This window comes from Pseudoalteromonas sp. HF66, from assembly GCF_011806445.1.
GTDB classification, from domain to species: Bacteria; Pseudomonadota; Gammaproteobacteria; order Enterobacterales; family Alteromonadaceae; genus Pseudoalteromonas; species Pseudoalteromonas apostichopi.
On record NZ_JAATOU010000027.1, the window covers coordinates 19,764 to 36,888 of the forward strand.

Annotated in this window: 22 protein-coding genes and 1 tRNA gene; 6 read left to right on the forward strand and 17 right to left on the reverse strand. The window is 42.0% G+C overall.

The features are described 5' to 3' along the window. Window position 1 precedes the first annotated feature (1 nt). The 3 genes from HCZ11_RS18220 to HCZ11_RS18230 all read left to right on the forward strand — a co-directional run bounded on the left by HCZ11_RS18220 (window position 2) and on the right by HCZ11_RS18230 (window position 2,707). Window positions 2-298: a DUF3630 family protein gene (locus HCZ11_RS18220; protein ID WP_130049737.1), complete on the forward strand. Its 297-nt coding sequence runs from the start codon at window positions 2-4 to the stop codon at window positions 296-298. Between the two features lie 67 nt (window positions 299-365). Then, a complete protein-coding gene (locus HCZ11_RS18225; protein WP_167659155.1) occupies window positions 366-2,081 on the forward strand; it encodes a BamA/TamA family outer membrane protein in 1,716 nt (571 codons plus the stop codon). Window positions 2,082-2,146: 65 nt separating this feature from the next. After that, window positions 2,147-2,707 carry a mechanosensitive ion channel domain-containing protein gene (locus tag HCZ11_RS18230; RefSeq protein WP_105174932.1) on the forward strand — a complete coding sequence of 187 codons (561 nt, stop codon included), beginning with the start codon at window positions 2,147-2,149 and terminating at the stop codon, window positions 2,705-2,707. Between the two features lie 40 nt (window positions 2,708-2,747). On the opposite strand, the gene HCZ11_RS18235 is transcribed toward HCZ11_RS18230, so the two are convergent. The 3 genes from HCZ11_RS18235 to HCZ11_RS18245 are packed head-to-tail and all read right to left on the reverse strand — an operon-like array spanning window position 2,748 to window position 5,225. Then, window positions 2,748-3,806 carry a succinylglutamate desuccinylase/aspartoacylase family protein gene (locus tag HCZ11_RS18235; RefSeq protein WP_130049739.1) on the reverse strand — a complete coding sequence of 353 codons (1,059 nt, stop codon included), beginning with the start codon at window positions 3,804-3,806 and terminating at the stop codon, window positions 2,748-2,750. Window positions 3,807-3,838: 32 nt separating this feature from the next. Then, a complete protein-coding gene (rimK, locus tag HCZ11_RS18240; RefSeq protein WP_062567363.1) occupies window positions 3,839-4,744 on the reverse strand; it encodes a 30S ribosomal protein S6--L-glutamate ligase in 906 nt (301 codons plus the stop codon). A gap of 58 nt (window positions 4,745-4,802) precedes the next feature. Then, window positions 4,803-5,225, reverse strand: coding sequence for an ATP-dependent zinc protease (locus HCZ11_RS18245; RefSeq protein ID WP_130049740.1), 423 nt, complete (start codon window positions 5,223-5,225; stop codon window positions 4,803-4,805). Between the two features lie 148 nt (window positions 5,226-5,373). On the opposite strand from HCZ11_RS18245, the gene zntB reads away from it, so the two are divergent. Next, the gene (gene zntB, locus HCZ11_RS18250) at window positions 5,374-6,345 is read left to right on the forward strand and encodes a zinc transporter ZntB (RefSeq protein ID WP_130049741.1); all 972 of its coding nucleotides are present in this window, start codon (window positions 5,374-5,376) and stop codon (window positions 6,343-6,345) included. Here the strand turns inward: zntB and HCZ11_RS18255 are convergent. Then, window positions 6,340-6,561: a Rho-binding antiterminator gene (locus HCZ11_RS18255; protein ID WP_167659156.1), complete on the reverse strand. Its 222-nt coding sequence runs from the start codon at window positions 6,559-6,561 to the stop codon at window positions 6,340-6,342. The two genes, zntB and HCZ11_RS18255, sit on opposite strands and share 6 nt — an antisense overlap. Before the next feature lie 63 nt (window positions 6,562-6,624). Further along, window positions 6,625-6,699, reverse strand: a tRNA-Arg gene (locus tag HCZ11_RS18260). 219 nt (window positions 6,700-6,918) lie between these two features. Between HCZ11_RS18260 and HCZ11_RS18265 the strand changes: the two genes are divergently transcribed. Then, window positions 6,919-7,101: a helix-turn-helix domain-containing protein gene (locus tag HCZ11_RS18265; RefSeq protein WP_054563404.1), complete on the forward strand. Its 183-nt coding sequence runs from the start codon at window positions 6,919-6,921 to the stop codon at window positions 7,099-7,101. Here the strand turns inward: HCZ11_RS18265 and HCZ11_RS18270 are convergent. The 3 genes from HCZ11_RS18270 to HCZ11_RS18280 are packed head-to-tail and all read right to left on the reverse strand — an operon-like array spanning window position 7,098 to window position 8,806. Beyond that, window positions 7,098-7,904 carry a phosphotransferase family protein gene (locus HCZ11_RS18270; RefSeq protein ID WP_130049743.1) on the reverse strand — a complete coding sequence of 269 codons (807 nt, stop codon included), beginning with the start codon at window positions 7,902-7,904 and terminating at the stop codon, window positions 7,098-7,100. The two genes, HCZ11_RS18265 and HCZ11_RS18270, sit on opposite strands and share 4 nt — an antisense overlap. Continuing rightward, window positions 7,905-8,528: a nicotinamide riboside transporter PnuC gene (gene pnuC, locus HCZ11_RS18275; protein ID WP_130049744.1), complete on the reverse strand. Its 624-nt coding sequence runs from the start codon at window positions 8,526-8,528 to the stop codon at window positions 7,905-7,907. Window positions 8,529-8,548: 20 nt separating this feature from the next. Then, window positions 8,549-8,806, reverse strand: coding sequence for a YkoF family thiamine/hydroxymethylpyrimidine-binding protein (locus HCZ11_RS18280; RefSeq protein ID WP_054563401.1), 258 nt, complete (start codon window positions 8,804-8,806; stop codon window positions 8,549-8,551). Window positions 8,807-8,921: 115 nt separating this feature from the next. Here HCZ11_RS18280 and HCZ11_RS18285 point away from each other — a divergent pair, with 115 nt between their 5' ends. Continuing rightward, window positions 8,922-9,161, forward strand: coding sequence for a DUF2960 domain-containing protein (locus tag HCZ11_RS18285; protein ID WP_062567354.1), 240 nt, complete (start codon window positions 8,922-8,924; stop codon window positions 9,159-9,161). Window positions 9,162-9,166: 5 nt separating this feature from the next. Here the strand turns inward: HCZ11_RS18285 and alr are convergent, their stop codons facing one another. The 9 genes from alr to HCZ11_RS18330 all read right to left on the reverse strand — a co-directional run bounded on the left by alr (window position 9,167) and on the right by HCZ11_RS18330 (window position 17,122). Further along, a complete protein-coding gene (gene alr, locus HCZ11_RS18290) occupies window positions 9,167-10,246 on the reverse strand; it encodes an alanine racemase (protein ID WP_130049745.1) in 1,080 nt (359 codons plus the stop codon). Next, window positions 10,246-11,625, reverse strand: a complete 1,380-nt coding sequence (dnaB, locus tag HCZ11_RS18295; protein ID WP_130049746.1) for a replicative DNA helicase — start codon at window positions 11,623-11,625, stop codon at window positions 10,246-10,248. The genes alr and dnaB overlap by 1 nt, the downstream gene beginning before the upstream one ends. Window positions 11,626-11,890: 265 nt before the next feature. Further along, entirely contained in the window at window positions 11,891-12,832 is a 942-nt protein-coding gene (locus tag HCZ11_RS18300; protein ID WP_130049747.1) for a DUF4097 family beta strand repeat-containing protein, read from the reverse strand. An 11-nt stretch (window positions 12,833-12,843) separates the two neighbouring features. Further along, on the reverse strand, window positions 12,844-13,329 hold the full coding sequence (locus HCZ11_RS18305) for a hypothetical protein (protein WP_175580504.1): 486 nt from the start codon (window positions 13,327-13,329) through the stop codon (window positions 12,844-12,846). Beyond that, window positions 13,316-13,867, reverse strand: coding sequence for an RNA polymerase sigma factor (locus HCZ11_RS18310; RefSeq protein WP_167659157.1), 552 nt, complete (start codon window positions 13,865-13,867; stop codon window positions 13,316-13,318). The genes HCZ11_RS18305 and HCZ11_RS18310 overlap by 14 nt, the downstream gene beginning before the upstream one ends. Before the next feature lie 142 nt (window positions 13,868-14,009). Further along, a complete protein-coding gene (locus tag HCZ11_RS18315; RefSeq protein WP_240701294.1) occupies window positions 14,010-15,758 on the reverse strand; it encodes a PilX N-terminal domain-containing pilus assembly protein in 1,749 nt (582 codons plus the stop codon). Then, window positions 15,751-16,275, reverse strand: coding sequence for a prepilin-type N-terminal cleavage/methylation domain-containing protein (locus HCZ11_RS18320; protein ID WP_250661636.1), 525 nt, complete (start codon window positions 16,273-16,275; stop codon window positions 15,751-15,753). The genes HCZ11_RS18315 and HCZ11_RS18320 overlap by 8 nt, the downstream gene beginning before the upstream one ends. Next, window positions 16,272-16,673: a prepilin-type N-terminal cleavage/methylation domain-containing protein gene (locus HCZ11_RS18325; protein WP_130049750.1), complete on the reverse strand. Its 402-nt coding sequence runs from the start codon at window positions 16,671-16,673 to the stop codon at window positions 16,272-16,274. The genes HCZ11_RS18320 and HCZ11_RS18325 overlap by 4 nt, the downstream gene beginning before the upstream one ends. Then, window positions 16,670-17,122: a GspH/FimT family pseudopilin gene (locus tag HCZ11_RS18330; protein WP_130049751.1), complete on the reverse strand. Its 453-nt coding sequence runs from the start codon at window positions 17,120-17,122 to the stop codon at window positions 16,670-16,672. Before HCZ11_RS18330 ends, HCZ11_RS18325 begins: the two co-directional genes overlap by 4 nt. Window positions 17,123-17,125 lie beyond the last annotated feature (3 nt).

Here is a 17,125-nt window from a genome sequence, read left to right on the forward strand (position 1 = left end):
TATGACTGAACTAACGTATGATGCCGAGCATGAAATTATTCTCGTAACGTCGAATGAGCTGCCACACGACGAAGACTTTGAACTTTGGGCTACGCTTTTCTTACACGCTCCAGCAATAACAACCGCTGATTTTGATGCTGGCGCTGATCGTCATCAATTACGCTTTCACTTTACAGATCATAGTTTTAATCTAAACTTTGAACATTACAGTGAAAGTATTTGGATTAATGCTGAGGGCATAGAAGCCAGTGCAGCTTTACCACAACTTCATCAGTATTTAGTCGCGCAATTACAATAATAAGCTAGACTTTTTACCTCGCTTAGTATGTAGTAGTTGTATAGGACATACTCAACTAAGGGTGTAAATGGGATTTAAGAAGTCGCACTTTGTTGCTAGGTTAATAACACTATTACCAATCTGCATAGCAGCAAATGTTCATGCAGAGCAGTTATTTACTGACGATAGTAATTATTGTCAAAACCAACGCACACTTAAATCACAAGATAATAACTTACGCCGCCAGCTCGATGCCGACAACCCACTCCCCGATGCTGCTAATAACCGTAAAATAGTCTCCATTGAACTTGAACAACTAAACGTCTTTAACACTGAGCTTGAAGAAGAAAATAACTTTTTATTCCGCTTTGCCAATCGGGCTCACATGACTACGGAACCTAATGTAATACACAGCGTTTTATTGTTCGAAGAAGGTGATGTGTATAACCCACGTAAATTGCTAGAGTCTGAGCGATTGCTGCGTAAACAAGGTTATCTATATGATGCACGTATCAACGCAAAGCTTGATTGTGATGGCAACGTACATGTAAAAGTCATTACGCGCGATCTGTGGACCTTATTACCAGAAATAAGCTTTAGCCGCAGTGGCGGAGAAAATGAGTCGAGTATCGGGTTTCGTGAATCTAACTTTTTGGGCTGGGGTAAGCGGGTCTCATTTAGTCGCACCCGTGATGCAGACCGAACAGGTTACCTATTTGTTTATGACGATCCGCATATTTTCTCGAGCCGGTATCAAGGCCGTTTTGAATACTCAGATAACGACGACGGTAAGCGTCATTACCTCGATGTAAGCTACCCGTTTTTCTCAATAGATACGCCATACAGTTACGGTGTTACAAGTTACTCAGATCAACGTCGAGAGTCACTTTATTACCGAGGTGATGTGGTCAATGAGTTTGAACAAAAAACGGTACTAAACCGCGCTTACTTTGGTCACTCATCACAACTTGGTAATAGCTGGACTCAACGTATTAAGCTTGGCATCGAAAACCGCGAAGAAACCTTTAAAGAAACGCCATTCACGCGCTTCCCAATTGCTGAAGACCGTACCCTGAGTTACCCCTACATTAGTGGCCAATGGTTTGAAGATCATTACGTTAAGGTGAGAAACTTCGATAGCATCTACCGTACAGAAGATTTAAACCTCGGTTGGAATATTCATGCTTTATTAGGTTATTCAAGTAAAGATTTTAGCGACGATGCCAGCCGCACTATTTATTCGTTATCGTTATCAAAAGCGCATTACTCTGGAGACAACCAGTTATGGCGTTTTAAGGCAGACCTTGATGGCTACTGGAATGAAGAAATCGATGATGTCGAAAACCTGTTTGCCAGCACGCAACTACAGTACTACCTAAATACCACTCTTAGACAAAGCTGGTACGCCAAAGTACGCTTACAATATGCAGAAAACCTCACTGCTGATAAACAGCTTACTATTGGTGGTGAGAACGGCTTACGTGGTTACCCGCTAGACTACCAAGTAGGCGACCGTAGCTTTTTAGTGACTTTAGAGAAGCGCTACTACTGGGAGTATGACTTATTACAATTGTTCAAAGTTGGTGGTGCCGCGTTCTATGATATTGGTAGAGCTTGGTATAACGACAAAGATAATGGCACGAATGGAGGCGTGCTACAAAATGTGGGTTTAGGTCTGCGCTTAGCACCAAGTAGAGCAAATGCCGGTACTGTTATTCACCTAGATATTGCCGCACCAATTAATAAACAAGATGACGATATTGACTCAGTGCAATGGCTAGTAACAGTTAAAAATACCTTTTAAGGTAGTGTTATTGTTAAGCTAAAAAGCTAGAATCGATATGAAAAATATTTAACTTAGGATCCCTTTTGGACTTCGTCGAATTCTTTAATGAGCAATACCACTTAATCGTAACTATCATTGCGATCTTGCTCTACCCGCTACTGCGTAAAACCACTAAAAAACTGCTTTTAAAAGCAATTAAAGGCAAAGCTGATCCGCATCGAGAATACCGTGCCGAGCTGTTGCTCAATATCATTCTTGCTATTGTCATGCTGTGTTTAGTCTTGGTTTTTTGGGGTATAGAACTGCGCGGCTTGTTAGTACTAGGTTCATCAATTTTTGCCATGCTGGGTGTCGCGCTTTTTGCTGCCTGGTCGTTGCTGAGTAACCTAACAGCTTTCTTACTCATGTTTATTCAAAACGACTGTCGGGTTGGCTTTTGGGTGAGAGTGATTGACGGTGCAAACTTCTTAGAAGGCCGCATTATCGAAATGGGCTTGATGAACGTAGTGCTTGAGCATGTTGATGGCCACAAAGTGATTTACCCAAACAACATCTTTGTTACCCGCCCTGTGATGGTGTTAAAAAACCCACCTACGGCAACTAAAGCGCCAACCATAAAACGTATTTTAGGCCCAAAAAAATAAAAGCCGCAATTTGCGGCTTTTTAATATTTTGATTAAACGGCTAGTTATTTAACTCTGCCGTCTTTAACTCGTCTTCAATATCGCTTATTTCATCAATAAAGTTTTCGAGTTGTTGCTCAACTAAGCTGTTTGCATGAGCAAAGTAAGCAAGGTGGAACACGGCATCTCCCTCGTTGACAAGCGGCATGGTTTGCTGACCTATTACGATACCACTGCGTGGCGCCAGTAACTCAAGCTCAGCATCACCAAGTGGGCTGCTTATATAGGCAAGTACCTGCCCTTTCATTACTCGCTCACCCAGTGATACCTGTGCACGAACAATACCGTCAACTTCGGCACGTATCCAACTTGTTGAGCTTGCAATTACCGGTTCTGGCAGCTTTTTAGCTCGCTTGCCGCGCACCATTTTTAAATGGCGCATCACATAGTCAACACCTTGCACACCTGCAGCAATTGCAATTGGGTCAAAGCGTAGCGCTTCGCCGGCTTCATAGGTAATAACGGGTATTCCTAAATTGGCCGCTTCACTGCGTAATGAACCATTACGAAGTGACGCATCAATCACCGCTGGCGTGCCAAAAGCTTTTGCCATCGCAGCCGTTGCAGGGTCACTCAAATTAGCGCGAATTTGCGGCAAGTTAGTTCGGTGAATTGCGCCCGTATGTAAATCAATAATATGCGTACAATGCATTGCAACTTGAGTAAAAAATGCATTCGCCATTCGCCCAGCTAACGAGCCTCGGGTTGAGCCCGGAAAACTGCGATTCATATCACGGCGGTCAGGTAAGTATCGTGACTTATGAATAAAGCCAAACACATTCACAATCGGTACCGCAATTATAGTACCGCGCAATTGCTCTGGGTCGATTTTTGCCAGTAACTGCCTAACAACCTCAACACCATTGAGCTCGTCACCGTGAATTGCAGCACACACCATTAATACAGGACCTTGCTGCACACCATTGACAACTTCTATCGGAATATTTAACGGCGAGTGGGTATAAAGCTTGGCAGCTTCAATCGCAAATGTTTTACGTTCGCCAACCCCCACCGTATCGCCTAAAATTGAAAACGGTGTATTTTTCTTAACCTTAGCCACGCACTTTTCCTTTTAATAGAGCGCTATATTACTTAACCTTTACCACGAGTTGCAGTTCTTTTTGATGCCGCTGTTTTTTCAATAAACTCGACAATCATGCCTGCAATGTCTTTACCGGTTGCAACTTCAATACCTTCAAGACCTGGTGATGAGTTTACTTCCATGACCAACGGACCACGTGCAGAGCGAAGTAAATCAACACCCGCTACGTTTAAACCCATCGCTTTTGCTGCTGCAACCGCTGTTTTTCTTTCTTCTGGAGTAATACGCACTAACGTCGCACTACCACCACGGTGTAAGTTAGAACGGAACTCACCTTCTTGCGCTTGACGCTTCATCGCCGCAATTACTTTATCGCCTAATACGAAGCAGCGAATGTCAGCACCGCCCGCTTCTTTGATGTACTCTTGCACCATAATATTGGCTTTTAAGCCCATAAACGCTTCAATTACACTTTCTGCAGCTTTGCGTGTTTCAGCTAATACCACACCGATACCTTGGGTACCTTCAAGTAGCTTAATTACCACTGGCGTGCCACCCACCATACTTAGTAAGTCTTTTACATCATCTGGTTTACTTGCAAAGCCTGTCACTGGCATACCTACACCTTTACGCGAAAGTAGCTGTAGTGAACGTAACTTATCGCGTGAGCGAGTGATCGCCACTGATTCATTGACAGGGAATACACCCATCATTTCAAACTGACGTAATACCGCACAGCCATAAAAGGTCACTGACGAACCAATACGCGGCACGATAGCATCAAAATCTTTTAAATTTTCACCACGGTAATGAATTTCTGGCTGCTCTGAATTGATGTTCATATAACAACGAAGTGCATCAATTACTTTCACTTCATGGCCGCGCTGCTCTGCAGCTTCAATTAAGCGACGTGTTGAATACAAATTTTGGTTGCGAGATAAAATACCAAGTTTCATAAGTTAAAACCTTAACTGATAAACTCATACACGTAGCAACGTGTGATAAGTCCTTTTCCTATAATAAATGAGATAAAGCCGGATCAACGACTATGCGATTTTCCATTGCTGTACGCCCTAACAACATTCTAAACTTCATTGTTGAACGGTTACTTAAAGTCACCCTTACAGGCCAGCTTTGGGTTCCTGCGACTAATTTTGTTTCAATAAAGTAGCGTAGCTCACGCTGACCGCTTGAACTGGTCACATACTTACGCTCAACTACTTTGGCGCGACACTCTACCGTTGTTTCTACATCGTCTTGTAGAGGATGGGTAGAAAATTTCACCCATGCTTCGCCATTTTCTGAAAATTCCTCAATGTCAAAAGCATGAATACATGAGGTTCTTGCTCCGGTATCAACTTTTGCTTTGATTTTTTCGATTCCCAGTTCAGGCAGACCAAGCCATTCTCGCCAGCCAACAATAATTTTTGCGCTCATTAATGTGCCCTCTTTAAAAAAGTGTCTTATACGCTACGGAGCTAGAAACACCAACGAAATATATTTATCCACTCGATAAGTCGATTTAATTGACGTAGGCTAAACTATCATCAACTATATCGCACTATTTGTAAAACGAGAGTTCAATATGATCAATGGGTTACTTCATGTCTTAATTTTAGACGAACAAGGCGGTGCACGTGCTATTGAAAATAGTACTGAGCTGCAAAATTGGCAACCTGAACACGGAAAACTTTGGGTGCACATGGACTATAGCCAAGCTGAGGCCGTTGAATGGCTTGAGCAGAGTAACTTATTAACAGATTTCGAGCTTGAGTCCCTGATTGCTGATGAGACACGTCCACGTTTAAGCAAAGTCACTCATGGTAATATGCTATTTTTGCGTGGGGTTAACTTAAACCCTGCGCAAAGCCCAGAAGACATGGTCTCGTTACGCTTATTCATTAACGAAAACATCGTGATCACAACGCGTAAGCGCCGTTTATTATCGGTGCAAGATGTTGTTGAGTCGTTCGATGGCAGCAATGGCCCATGTTCAATCTCTGAATTAGTTTGCCAATTGGCGCAAAACCTAACGTCGCGTATGCAAGCTGTTATTGACAGTTTAGATGACACACTCGATGGCTTTGAAGATGAAATTGACGAACCTAATAAAGGCTTTGATCATCAATCATTAGCACAAATACGCCGCCAGACAATCGCGTTAAAACGTTATTTAAGACCACAAAAAGAAGCTCTTATCACTTTATTAAACAATAAGTATAAGTGGTTAGATGAAGACGATAAGGCACGCTTAAACGAAACAACCAATATGTTGATCCGTTACTTAGAAGAGCTAGATAGCTCAATTGAACGTGCGCAAATTATTCAACAAGCAATTACAAGCCAAGTGTCTGAGCAACTAAATCAACGTATGTATGTAATGTCGGTGGTTGCAGCACTATTTTTACCACTCGGCTTCTTAACAGGTTTACTGGGTGTAAACGTAGGTGGTATTCCGGGCACTGAAAGCCCTTATGCATTTAGTTTGTTTATTATTTTCTTGGTGGTGCTTACCGTAGGGATTGGCATTTACTTTAAAAATAAGAAATGGCTATAGCTCGACAACCTTTTTAATTAAATCAAGGCGAACGGCATGTTCGCCTTTTTTTGTGCTCAAAATTAAGTGCTCGCCCTCTGGGTTAATTATTTTAAGATTCTCAGCCTTTCCCTCTAACGGTTCACCAGATACTAAGGTAATTCGTAATAGGGACTTATGCATGCACCATAATTCGTATTTATCGTAGTCGCCACAGTCGATAGGTTGATAAGTCATTGGCTTTTTTGAGATTACTTAAGGAATAAATCGAGCTTAGAAGATATTAAAGTGAAGAGCAAATGGCGCTCTCGGCAGGGATCGAACCTGCAACTTAGCCTCCGGAGGGCCACGTGATATCCATTTCACCACGAGAGCACATTTGTCGTCGCCAATGCTAACTCGCGATATCAGCATGACAACCCGGCAATGATAATGGCATCTTGCCCTAAATGCTAGCATCGAGACCTTTATATGCACATAAATTCAGCAATTTGCATTAAAACACTTCACTTTCGTGCAGAACCAAGGTATTAACGTATACTTAATAAAATTAATAACAAGGTGGCTGTATAGCCATGTAAGGGGAATTTGATCATGAGTTTAATGTCTACAGAGCAAGTCGCGGAGTTTTTAGGTGTAAAAGTCGAACGCGTAAAACGTCTTGCTCGCGAACATTTACTGATCTCGAAATCACAAGATGACAAAGGTGAACCTTTGTTTGATCCAGAAGACGTAAAAAAATATAAAGAACTTGCCGAGCGAATTGGCGGTCTTTAATTTTTAACTTTTTCTATGAAGTGGTTAAGCTGTGTAAGCAGTGGCGCCACTTTATCCACCGCTCCACGTTGTTCATACCAACAAATACATAAAAGTAAAAACAGCGCATGAAACGCTGCCAGCTTTTCAACTGATAAGTTAAACGCGTGATGGTCGCACACTAACGCTTGATAGCGTTTAAGCAACGCTAGTTGCTGCTCATCATTTAACGTAAAGCTCACCACCAGCGCAGCCAAATCAAAATAAACATCGTTACTTTTGGCATATTCAAAGTCGATTAAAAACATACCCGATTCATTCACAATGATATTTTCTTTCACTAAATCATTATGACAAAAGCCCATGTCTTTAGGTGCACCATCAATATAAGCCAGTGACTGCCTAATTAACTCAGCATGTTGCTGGTACCGGGGTGTTTGCTGGTAGTAGTTAATTTCGTACGCAATATCCATCGGCTCGGTAAGCACAGGGTAACGATGTAAATTAACTAAATCGGGTAGTAAGCTATTACAAAATTCACCGCTGGCAATGTTCCCTGCCACGTATTCGAAAATAACAGTATCGGTTGCTTGTTCTAACCAAAGTGGTGCTGGGCAGCAACTTTGCTTTGCAAAATGGGCTTGCGCAGCAAGACCAATCGCCGGCCAGTGGTCTCGATAATGCTTAACCAAGAAAGCTTGATTTGATGTTTTTACCAAGTAGTTGTCATTGCTTAGCCCCTCAACCAGCGGACTGATTGAGGTAATAACTAAATTTGAGTTGAAGCGCGTAAAAAGCGCGTGAATTTGTTGCTCAGTTTTCATCTATAACTGTGCAAGCGGTTTAGCCTGATGCTGTTCGTACTCTTCATACCATGTTTTAAAGCCCCACGCGGCCATAATGGTGTAAAACACGAAAAGTACTAAGGTTGGGTAATACCCTTTTTCAAAGTATAAATACATGGACGCTGCATCAATTACAATCCAGTACAACCAGTTTTCCAGTACCTTCTTAGCAACAAGATAAGTCGTCACCACCGCAAAGCACGTAGTAAAGCTATCTAAATAGGCAAAATCAGCGTGAGTGTAATTGGTCATCACGAAACCAATAGCAACTGAGGCCACAGAGGTTGCAAACAAAATCACTGCATGACGCTTTAACGACCATGAAATAATGGGCAGTTGATCTTTATTGTTTATACCCCGACGCCAAACCACCCAACCATACACTGCCATATACATATAATAAAAATTCAGTAGCGACTCCATTAACAGTGCGCCATTCCAGTACATTACGGTATAAATAAAGGTGCTAACAAACGCGGCTGGCCAGCACCATAAGCTTTCTTTAATCGCTAAAAGTAAGTACGCCATCGACAATGCAACGGCAATATATTCCCAATGCGACATGGCAGTAAAGCCAGAGAAGGTTTCGCTCAAAAATTCCATAACACGCGCTACTTTAGATTTTAGTCTTCGCTAGGCGACAAGTCACCATGCAAGAATTTACAGACAAAAATAGCTTTACCAAACTCTTCATAAGAACGTTTGATTTCAGTATTAAGTACAGACATCACTAAATCATAATCACCGAAAATCTGAGTTGATAAGGTATTGGTGATCACTTTAAGACCTTCGTAACTGTTTACGCGGTCAATAAAACCTTTGATAAACGGAATGTAGTCTTGATGTAGTGGGTACTTACTGATCTCTACTGAAAGTTTCATTATGATTTACCGAGTCTTTGAAAAGTATTGCATTGTAACCCGCTTATACTAACAAGTCATGGCTATGGCTATTTTTTAGTGTAAAATCAGCCGCGATAAACATTGAGGATTCATTATGGCACGCCGCATCACTTACAAATTTAAAAACCAGCCTCGGGAAATCAATTTTGCAAAAGATAAATACCGCGATATGTACCATGCGATCGCTGCAGCTGAAGGCATTGATTTAACCAACTATTTAAAGATGGAGCAGCAAGTAGAAATGACTTCAAAAGGCTCTTCAGCAGTACGTAACTTTCGTGACCAAGAATTCGCACGAATGGGGTTCAGTGACGTGTATTTTATTAAAGAGTAACAAAGTTACTCTTGATACTCGTAGCTTACTCGTGGGGTGATATTACACAGTAACTCGTAAGGAATGGTTGTCGCACACTGGGCAATCTCTTCTACGGGAAGCTCTGGCCCCCACATGATCACTTCATCACCGACTTTGATGTTGTCGCTGTTATCACCAATATCCACCGTGATCATATCCATCGCCACACTACCAACAATGCCATAGCGTTGTGATTTAATAACCACTGGTGTGCCTTGCTCAGCATGACGTGGATAACCATCACCATAACCCATCGCGACCACAGCAAGCTTAGTGGGTTTATCGCTATGCCAACGACCACCATAACCAACACATTGATTAGCATCGACATCGCGTATTGCTATAACACGCGTAGTTAAGCGCATAACCGGCTCTAAACCATGCTGTTGACCAATGCTATTTAGCATTGGTGATACACCATACAACATCAACCCAGGGCGTACCCACTCGCCATGCCCTTTTGGCCAAGCAATAATTCCCGCTGAATTTGCAAGACAATGCTGCTCGCTTTTGCCATCAGCTAATGAGTCAAATAAAGCAATTTGCTGAGCGGTTTTTTCATCATTGATGTCATCGGCGCACGAAAAATGCGTCATTAATTTAATGTCATCACGGGCATTCGAGCTTGCTTTTAAACGGCTGTAGAAAGACTCAAATTGTGATGGTGCAATACCAAGGCGATGCATGCCAGTATTAACTTTTAACCAGCAAGCAATAGGTGCATCAAGAGCTGTGTTTTCAAGCGTTGCGAGCTGATTTTCATCGTGAATGATGGTTTGAAAGTTATTAGCAAGCAAGATAGGTAAATCATCTTTATGAAAAAAACCTTCAAGCAATACAATAGGTTTTGTCAGCCCACCGGCACGCAGCGCTAACGCTTCGTCAATACGTGCGACTGCAAATGCGTCTGCATCATTTAGGTATTGGGCAATTTTAACTAAACCATGGCCATATGCATTAGCTTTTAGCACCGCCATTACTTTGCAACCGGGCGCAAAGCGCTTCACCTGCGCTAAGTTATGAGCAAGCGCTTGTAGGTTGATTTCAGCAATGGCTAAGCGCATTAATATTCGTCGTCCATAGCTGGGCCCGCGTAGTTATCAAAACGCGAGAATTGGCCTTGGAAAGTTAAGCGTACTTTACCGATTGGACCGTTACGCTGCTTACCTATGATGATTTCTGCCACACCTTTTTCAGCACTATCTTCGTTATAAACTTCATCACGGTAAATAAACATGATTAAGTCGGCATCCTGCTCGATTGAGCCTGATTCACGTAAGTCGGAGTTGATTGGACGTTTATCGGCACGTTGCTCTAGGGTACGGTTAAGCTGAGACAGTGCAATAACCGGACACTGCAGCTCTTTTGCTAGTGCTTTTAATGAACGTGAGATTTCAGCAATTTCTAACGTACGATTATCTGACAAACTTGGAACACGCATTAACTGTAGGTAGTCGACCATGATCATGCTAATACCGCCATGATCGCGAGCAATACGACGAGCACGAGAGCGCACATCCGTTGGTGTTAGGCCCGATGCATCATCGACATACATCTTACCTTTTTCCATCAACAAGCCCATGGTTGAGGATAGACGCGCCCAATCGTCATCATCAAGCTGACCTGTACGAACTTTAGTTTGGTTAATGCGACCTAGCGATGCCAGCATCCTCATCATAATTTGCTCTGATGGCATCTCTAGTGAGTAAATAAGTACAGGCTTATCTTGCGTCATAGCAGCATGTTCAGCCAAGTTCATCGCAAAGGTAGTTTTACCCATCGATGGACGTGCCGCCACAATAATAAGATCTGAAGGCTGCATACCCGCTGTCATTTTATCTAGGTCGGTGTAGCCTGTACTCACACCAGTTACACCATCTTGCGGCGACTGGTAAAGCTCTTCAATTTTATCAACGGTTTTTTCTAAAATACTATGTAAGTTTTGTGGGCCTTCGGTACTTTTAGTACGCTGCTCCGCAATTTTAAATACTTTACTTTCAGCAAAATCAAGCAGGTCATGGCTATTTCGCCCTTCAGGGCTAAAACCCGCTTCGGCAATTTCATTGGCAACACCAATCATTTCTCGAATAACAGCACGCTCACGCACGATATTCGCGTAGGCATCAATATTTGCTGCACTTGGCGTATTCTTGGCTATTTCAGCAAGGTAGGCAAAACCACCAACACTACTTAACTGGTTATTTTTCTCAAGGCTTTCAGAAATAGTGATCAAATCGATTGGATCACCGCCTTCAGCAAGGCTTACCATAGCTTCAAAAATCAGCTTATGAGTGCGGGTATAAAAATCCTGGGCAACCACTAACTCAGCAACACGGTCAAACGCTTGATTATCAAGCATTAAACCACCTAAAACAGATTGCTCAGCTTCTATTGAATGAGGAGGGACTTTTAACGTATCGACTTGCTTATCTGGTTTGGCCATAACTTCACAAAACTAAAATTGAATGGCTCTATTCTATCGACTTGCTAAGGCTGTGCAAATAGTAAATACCAATCGACTTAAATATTTGGTCAATCTAGCGTGCTAAATAAAGCGTTAACTGCGTTAGAAATGTCTAAAGTAGAGTAACTACATGTCAAAATTTCTGCCTTGTTATCACTTCATTTATCTGTCGCTATTTAAGACTAATAACTTAACACGATTGGTATAAGCGGGAAGTCTTCCCGCTTTATTGTAACTCTAATCGTTATTTCTGTTTACGAAGTTCAATGCGGCCGCTAATCGTATCCATTTCGATATCAGCATCCCCACCGTTAATACTAAATTCTAAGTCGCTTGATGGGCCATACTTCGCTTTTGTTGCTTTGTCGTCACTCAGTTCATTGACTATTTTACCATTAGCGTGAGCTTCAATTTCAAACTTTGCTGACACATTAGCAGGGAAGTAAAATTCAGCATCACCACTAACCGACTCAAAACGAATATTAGCATCATCAAGTAGCTTATTAATGTGAACTTCGGCTTCACCGTTTACCGTATTAATACGCAGTTTTTTAATCGCATCAAAAGCAAAGTCAATATCACCATTTACGTTCTCAAGACGAACATCTTGCGCTTTGGTCTTTGACTTAATGTCACCATTCACCGCGGTAAAGCGTAAAGCACCTTGCGAGTTTTTATCATTAATTTCGCCATTCACAGTTTCAAAGCGAATATCACCATTCAGGTCATGGGCATTTACGTCCCCATTTACCGTTTCAAAGCTCATGTTGCCGCTAATATCTTGTACTGTAATATCGCCGTTGACAGTATCAATCTCTGCGCCTGCTTCAAGCTCTTTAGCACTAACTGTGACATTCACTCCAGCAAATTCAAGCTCACTACTTTTTGGCATGTAAATGGTCAATCGAGAGCCGTCACCGCTATTCCAGCCACCTAAGTTACGCGGCATTTTTACGATAAATTCAACACGGCTGCCTTCTACATCTAAACGATAGCCTTGTGCTTTATCGTCAAGCTCACCTTCGATTTTAAGTTGTGGTTTATCCCACCCTTCAATGCGTACATCACCACGTTGGTTTTCAATAAAAATGCGTTTATTTGCAGGTACATCAATTTGTTCATTAATGGTTTGTCCTGCCATTGCCATCAGTGGCAGTAATCCTAAAGTTAAGGCTAGTAATTTCATAATTGTCACTCCTAAATCGTTTGCCACTTCGGTGCATGCACCTTGTTAATTAAGTCCAGTTGTTGCTGATAAACCTGCGACAGCATTTGTAATAAAGCTGGGTTTTCAGGTTCATTCTCAAGTGCTTGCTTAATGGCACTTTCGGCTTCTTCTAACTCTTTTAGTTGTTGCTGCCAGTTGTCGGTTAAAGCTGGTTGATTTTGATACTGCACCAACAAACCTTGCTTTTGCTTAGTAAAATAATCGCTCATTGCCATCATGCTATTTGACTCACCTTGGCCAACAAAAAGCTGCACAGTCAAAAGGGCTGCAATACAGCAAGCGGCAACAGCAGCGAGTTTATTCCAGCCATTAGTTGGCTTATCAATATGCTGTGTTTGCGGCCTTGCAATTGCTCGCTCAATTCCAGGCCAAAGGTCTTTTTCTGGACTAATATCTTGCTTTTGATTAAGCGAGTCATTTAAAAATTGTTCAAATTCTGGCTTACTCATTTTCATACCACTCTTTTAATAACTGCCTTGCACGGTGAAATTGCGACTTACTTGAACCTACAGCCATATCAAGCATGCTTGCTATCTCTTCATGGCGATAGCCTTCAATTGCATGAAGCACAAAAACCATACGTGCTCGCTCAGGTAGTCTCAGTACTAATTTGTCGAGGCCGTTAAAGCCGCCGCAATCTTCGGCACTTTGCTCATCCATACCGCTTTGTTCAAAACTCACTACTTTTTGAAACCAGCTTTTATGTTTGCGAATGTAGCTAATCGCAATATTGCTGGTAACACTATGTAACCAAGTCGAAAACTGTGAGCGTCCATCAAAGTTCGCGATTTTGTGCCACAACTGTACAAACACTTCTTGTGTTGCATCTTCTGCGTGCTCTTTATCTGCAAGCAATCGCAAACAAAGACTATAAACCCGCTTCACATGCAACTCATAAAGTGTTGCATAAGCAGCTTGATCACCGCTTTTTACGCGCTCTATCAAGGCATGCTCACTTTGCTGGGCGAACGCTTGTTCTGCATCTATCAACATCCTGGATGTTGTCCTTTATGATTATTGTTGTGAATTTAGTGTATTAGACGTAAGGAGGGATTCAAAAGGTTTAAATGAAATTAAATTTTTTTGTGTAAGCTACAAATAATTGAGCTTACACAATTTTATTTGGGGATTTGCGTTATTCGGCAGGGGATGATTCGTTTTCTTCTTCGGTTGTTTCTGTGGTTTTATAGCTCCAACCTAAAAATACGATGCGTGCTGGAGAGGCTGGTGTACCACCATTTTGTACTTGTAATAGACCAGCATCATAGTGAGCGCCACTGCCCCCCGATGCGGTAATTGTTGAGCCACGTACACTACCAAACAACTCACCACTACCTGACAATTTCACCGTAGTCAAAGGCGCATAAATAGCCGCATATAAATTAGCAGCGCCGCTAAATTGTACACCATTTACACCATTAAATGATGAGTAGAATGATAACGAAGGATGACCACTGGTGGTTAGCCCTTCTTGCTCAGTAATTACTTTTGCGCCTGCACCAATATTTACTTTTCCGGTTAATAACACCGTTAAGCTGCTATCTTTTTTTATTGTTAGACTGGTGTCCCCTTCCATCGAAAAGTCACCATCAATCAGTAAAATAACATCACCACCAGACACTTCCATTTTGCCGTCACTGGTCATCTTGAGTCTATCAAGTGAAAAAATATACTCTTTGCTATTACTACCATTGGCTTGGTTCTGAGCTTTAGAGTTAAACAAGAAAATATCAGCAAGGCTTGGTAAAATAACTTGGCTACCACCACTACTGTAATAACCCTTTTCGGTATTTAGCTTAAATTGTTGCGTAGGGCCTATAGCAACAGAACTATAACTGCTCACTTGATCCGTGATGTCTGCCATTTTCTCTGGCAATATCAAAGGATCACAACTCGTATCTGGGTTTGTAGGGTCATAATCTGGCGCAGTTGGGTCAGCAACGGTTATCGGTTCAACATTCGGGTTTACATTAAACTTGCTATCACTGTAGTGCACACCATCCTGTTGATTATTGTAGGTATCTTTAAAATCGCCTGAGCCACCATACATAATATCTAACGCTTCAGCTTGGCTATTCGTGATGAATGTTGACCACTGCATTTTTGCATCACCATTCGCTCGCACTACCCCCGAAACTGTCCCGCCACGATGCGTATAATAACCTCGGGTATATACATTACCGTCAACACGTAAACCGCTGCCTGGAGAAATATAAACACCGGTATTTGAATGGATGTTACCAATAATTGGTGATGAACCATTTAAGTAGATCACCCCGGTCGCTTTAACATCGCCTTTTATCGGTGAATGACCCGATAGCACCACATCTGAATCGCCAGCAATCGTTGAAACATCGCCATCATTTGACTTAGTTTCTTCGTAAGTGCCTTTGCTAGAGTCATAGCTGTCGATACTGCCACTGCCAGACAAGTTAACCCCTTTACAACCCACCATAGCATTCGTGAAAATCGAACTTCCCTTCGCGCCTTGCACTGCAAAACGAGCAACTAAGTTACTTTGTGCATCGCCATCAAATCGTTGTCCTAGGCTTGCAATTTCTAGCTCACCTGCAGCATTTTGACTTAAACTTGCATTAAAAATTGCATCATCAGCGATAACACCTGAACCAGATGCATGACTGGTTTTACTGATCAAATCTTCAACCGCTAATACACCTTCCTCATCCAAGGTTTGTTGTAATAACTTAGCTTGTTCAAAAACACCTTTTTCAGCCAATAAGCGACTATTTAATTTCTTTTGAAAGTTACCACTTAAGCGCTCTTGAACGACGTTCTCGCGCAGCGAACTAAGCACTACGATACTGGCCATACTGGTCAAGATCAAAACTGTAATTAGAGTAAAACCACCTTGCTTTTTATACACTACCTGCTCCGTATGCTTTAACTAATATTACATTTGTTAGAGCAATATCAATATTGATGCCATTACCAAATTGCGCAGGTAAATCATTTGGCTTCACAGTTACAGTGACAAGCTCACCAGCGATATCAAATGATAAAGTTTCGATACCTGTGAGTAATCGCTCAGCAGTAGCGCCATCGAGTGAACACATTAAATTACTACCATTTAAGCTATAGACCTCAATCACTTGCGCTGTTGTCGCAGAGCCATCACAGGCAATAACACCACTAGGCTGAGTAATGGTAATCGTGCTTTTATCAGCACTTATGATCGGAGCTAACTGAGTTTGCTTAATGCTACGATTGAATACTTTACTGGTATAGCGAATCACCTCTTGGGCGTTTTCGAGTTCTTTACTCACTTCAACAGTGCTTTTAATCGCCGAGTAAGACAAACTCACTCCAGCTAGTAAAAAAGCGCCTGCAGCCAATGCCACCATAAGTTCAACTAAAGTAAAGCCCTGAGCGCGTTTATTCATGAGCATACAGCCGTTAAGTCTGGGAAACTGGCATTTAGACTAATTTGATTTTCTGCACTGTCTGTCATGCGCTTATCAACCCAAGCGACATTAATTTGCATATCATCACTGTAATTAGCTGGGATAGTCAGTTGATAATCACTGACTTGTGGTGCTAGCGAAGCTCTAAAAGTCGCGTCTTGAAAAAGTGCGGTATTAGTTTTTTGAATTTCACAAATGCGCGGCCACAAACGCTCAATAGTATTTTGGCCTTGAATGAGTGACACGGTGTAATTAAAGCTATTGGTTGCATATTGCAGCGATTTTAGCTGCGCAGCAGCCAACCCTAATAATGCGATTCCAGCAATCACCACTGAAATCATCACCTCTAATAATGAAAAGCCTGCCTGCTTATTCATGCACATCCTCGCTGTGAACTTTCAACTAACCAGTTTTGACCACTTTTAAGCACACACATTATGTAATCTGTGGTATTTGTGTGCTCATCTTTAACTAAAATTTCAGCTTGTTTATCGACTTCGCCACTGGCGCTAATTGCCAGTGCCACCAAGTTGACAGTAACACCGCTTTTAGTGATCGAAAATTCTTTCAAAATCGTGTCTGCCCCGCCCTCATTGAGGGTCACTTGCCAGTTCTTATTGCTAACAACTAGGTTAATAGGTTTGTCACGCTTTACCGCTTCACTGCGTGCAAACTTATAGACACTATTTAATTGATTTGCAGTAGTTACAACGCGATCTTGCAAGATCTGTTGACTAAATGACGGAAAAGCAAGGGCTGCCATAATGCCAATAACACTTAGCACAACCATTAACTCGATTAAGGTAAACCCTGCAATTCGACGCAACTT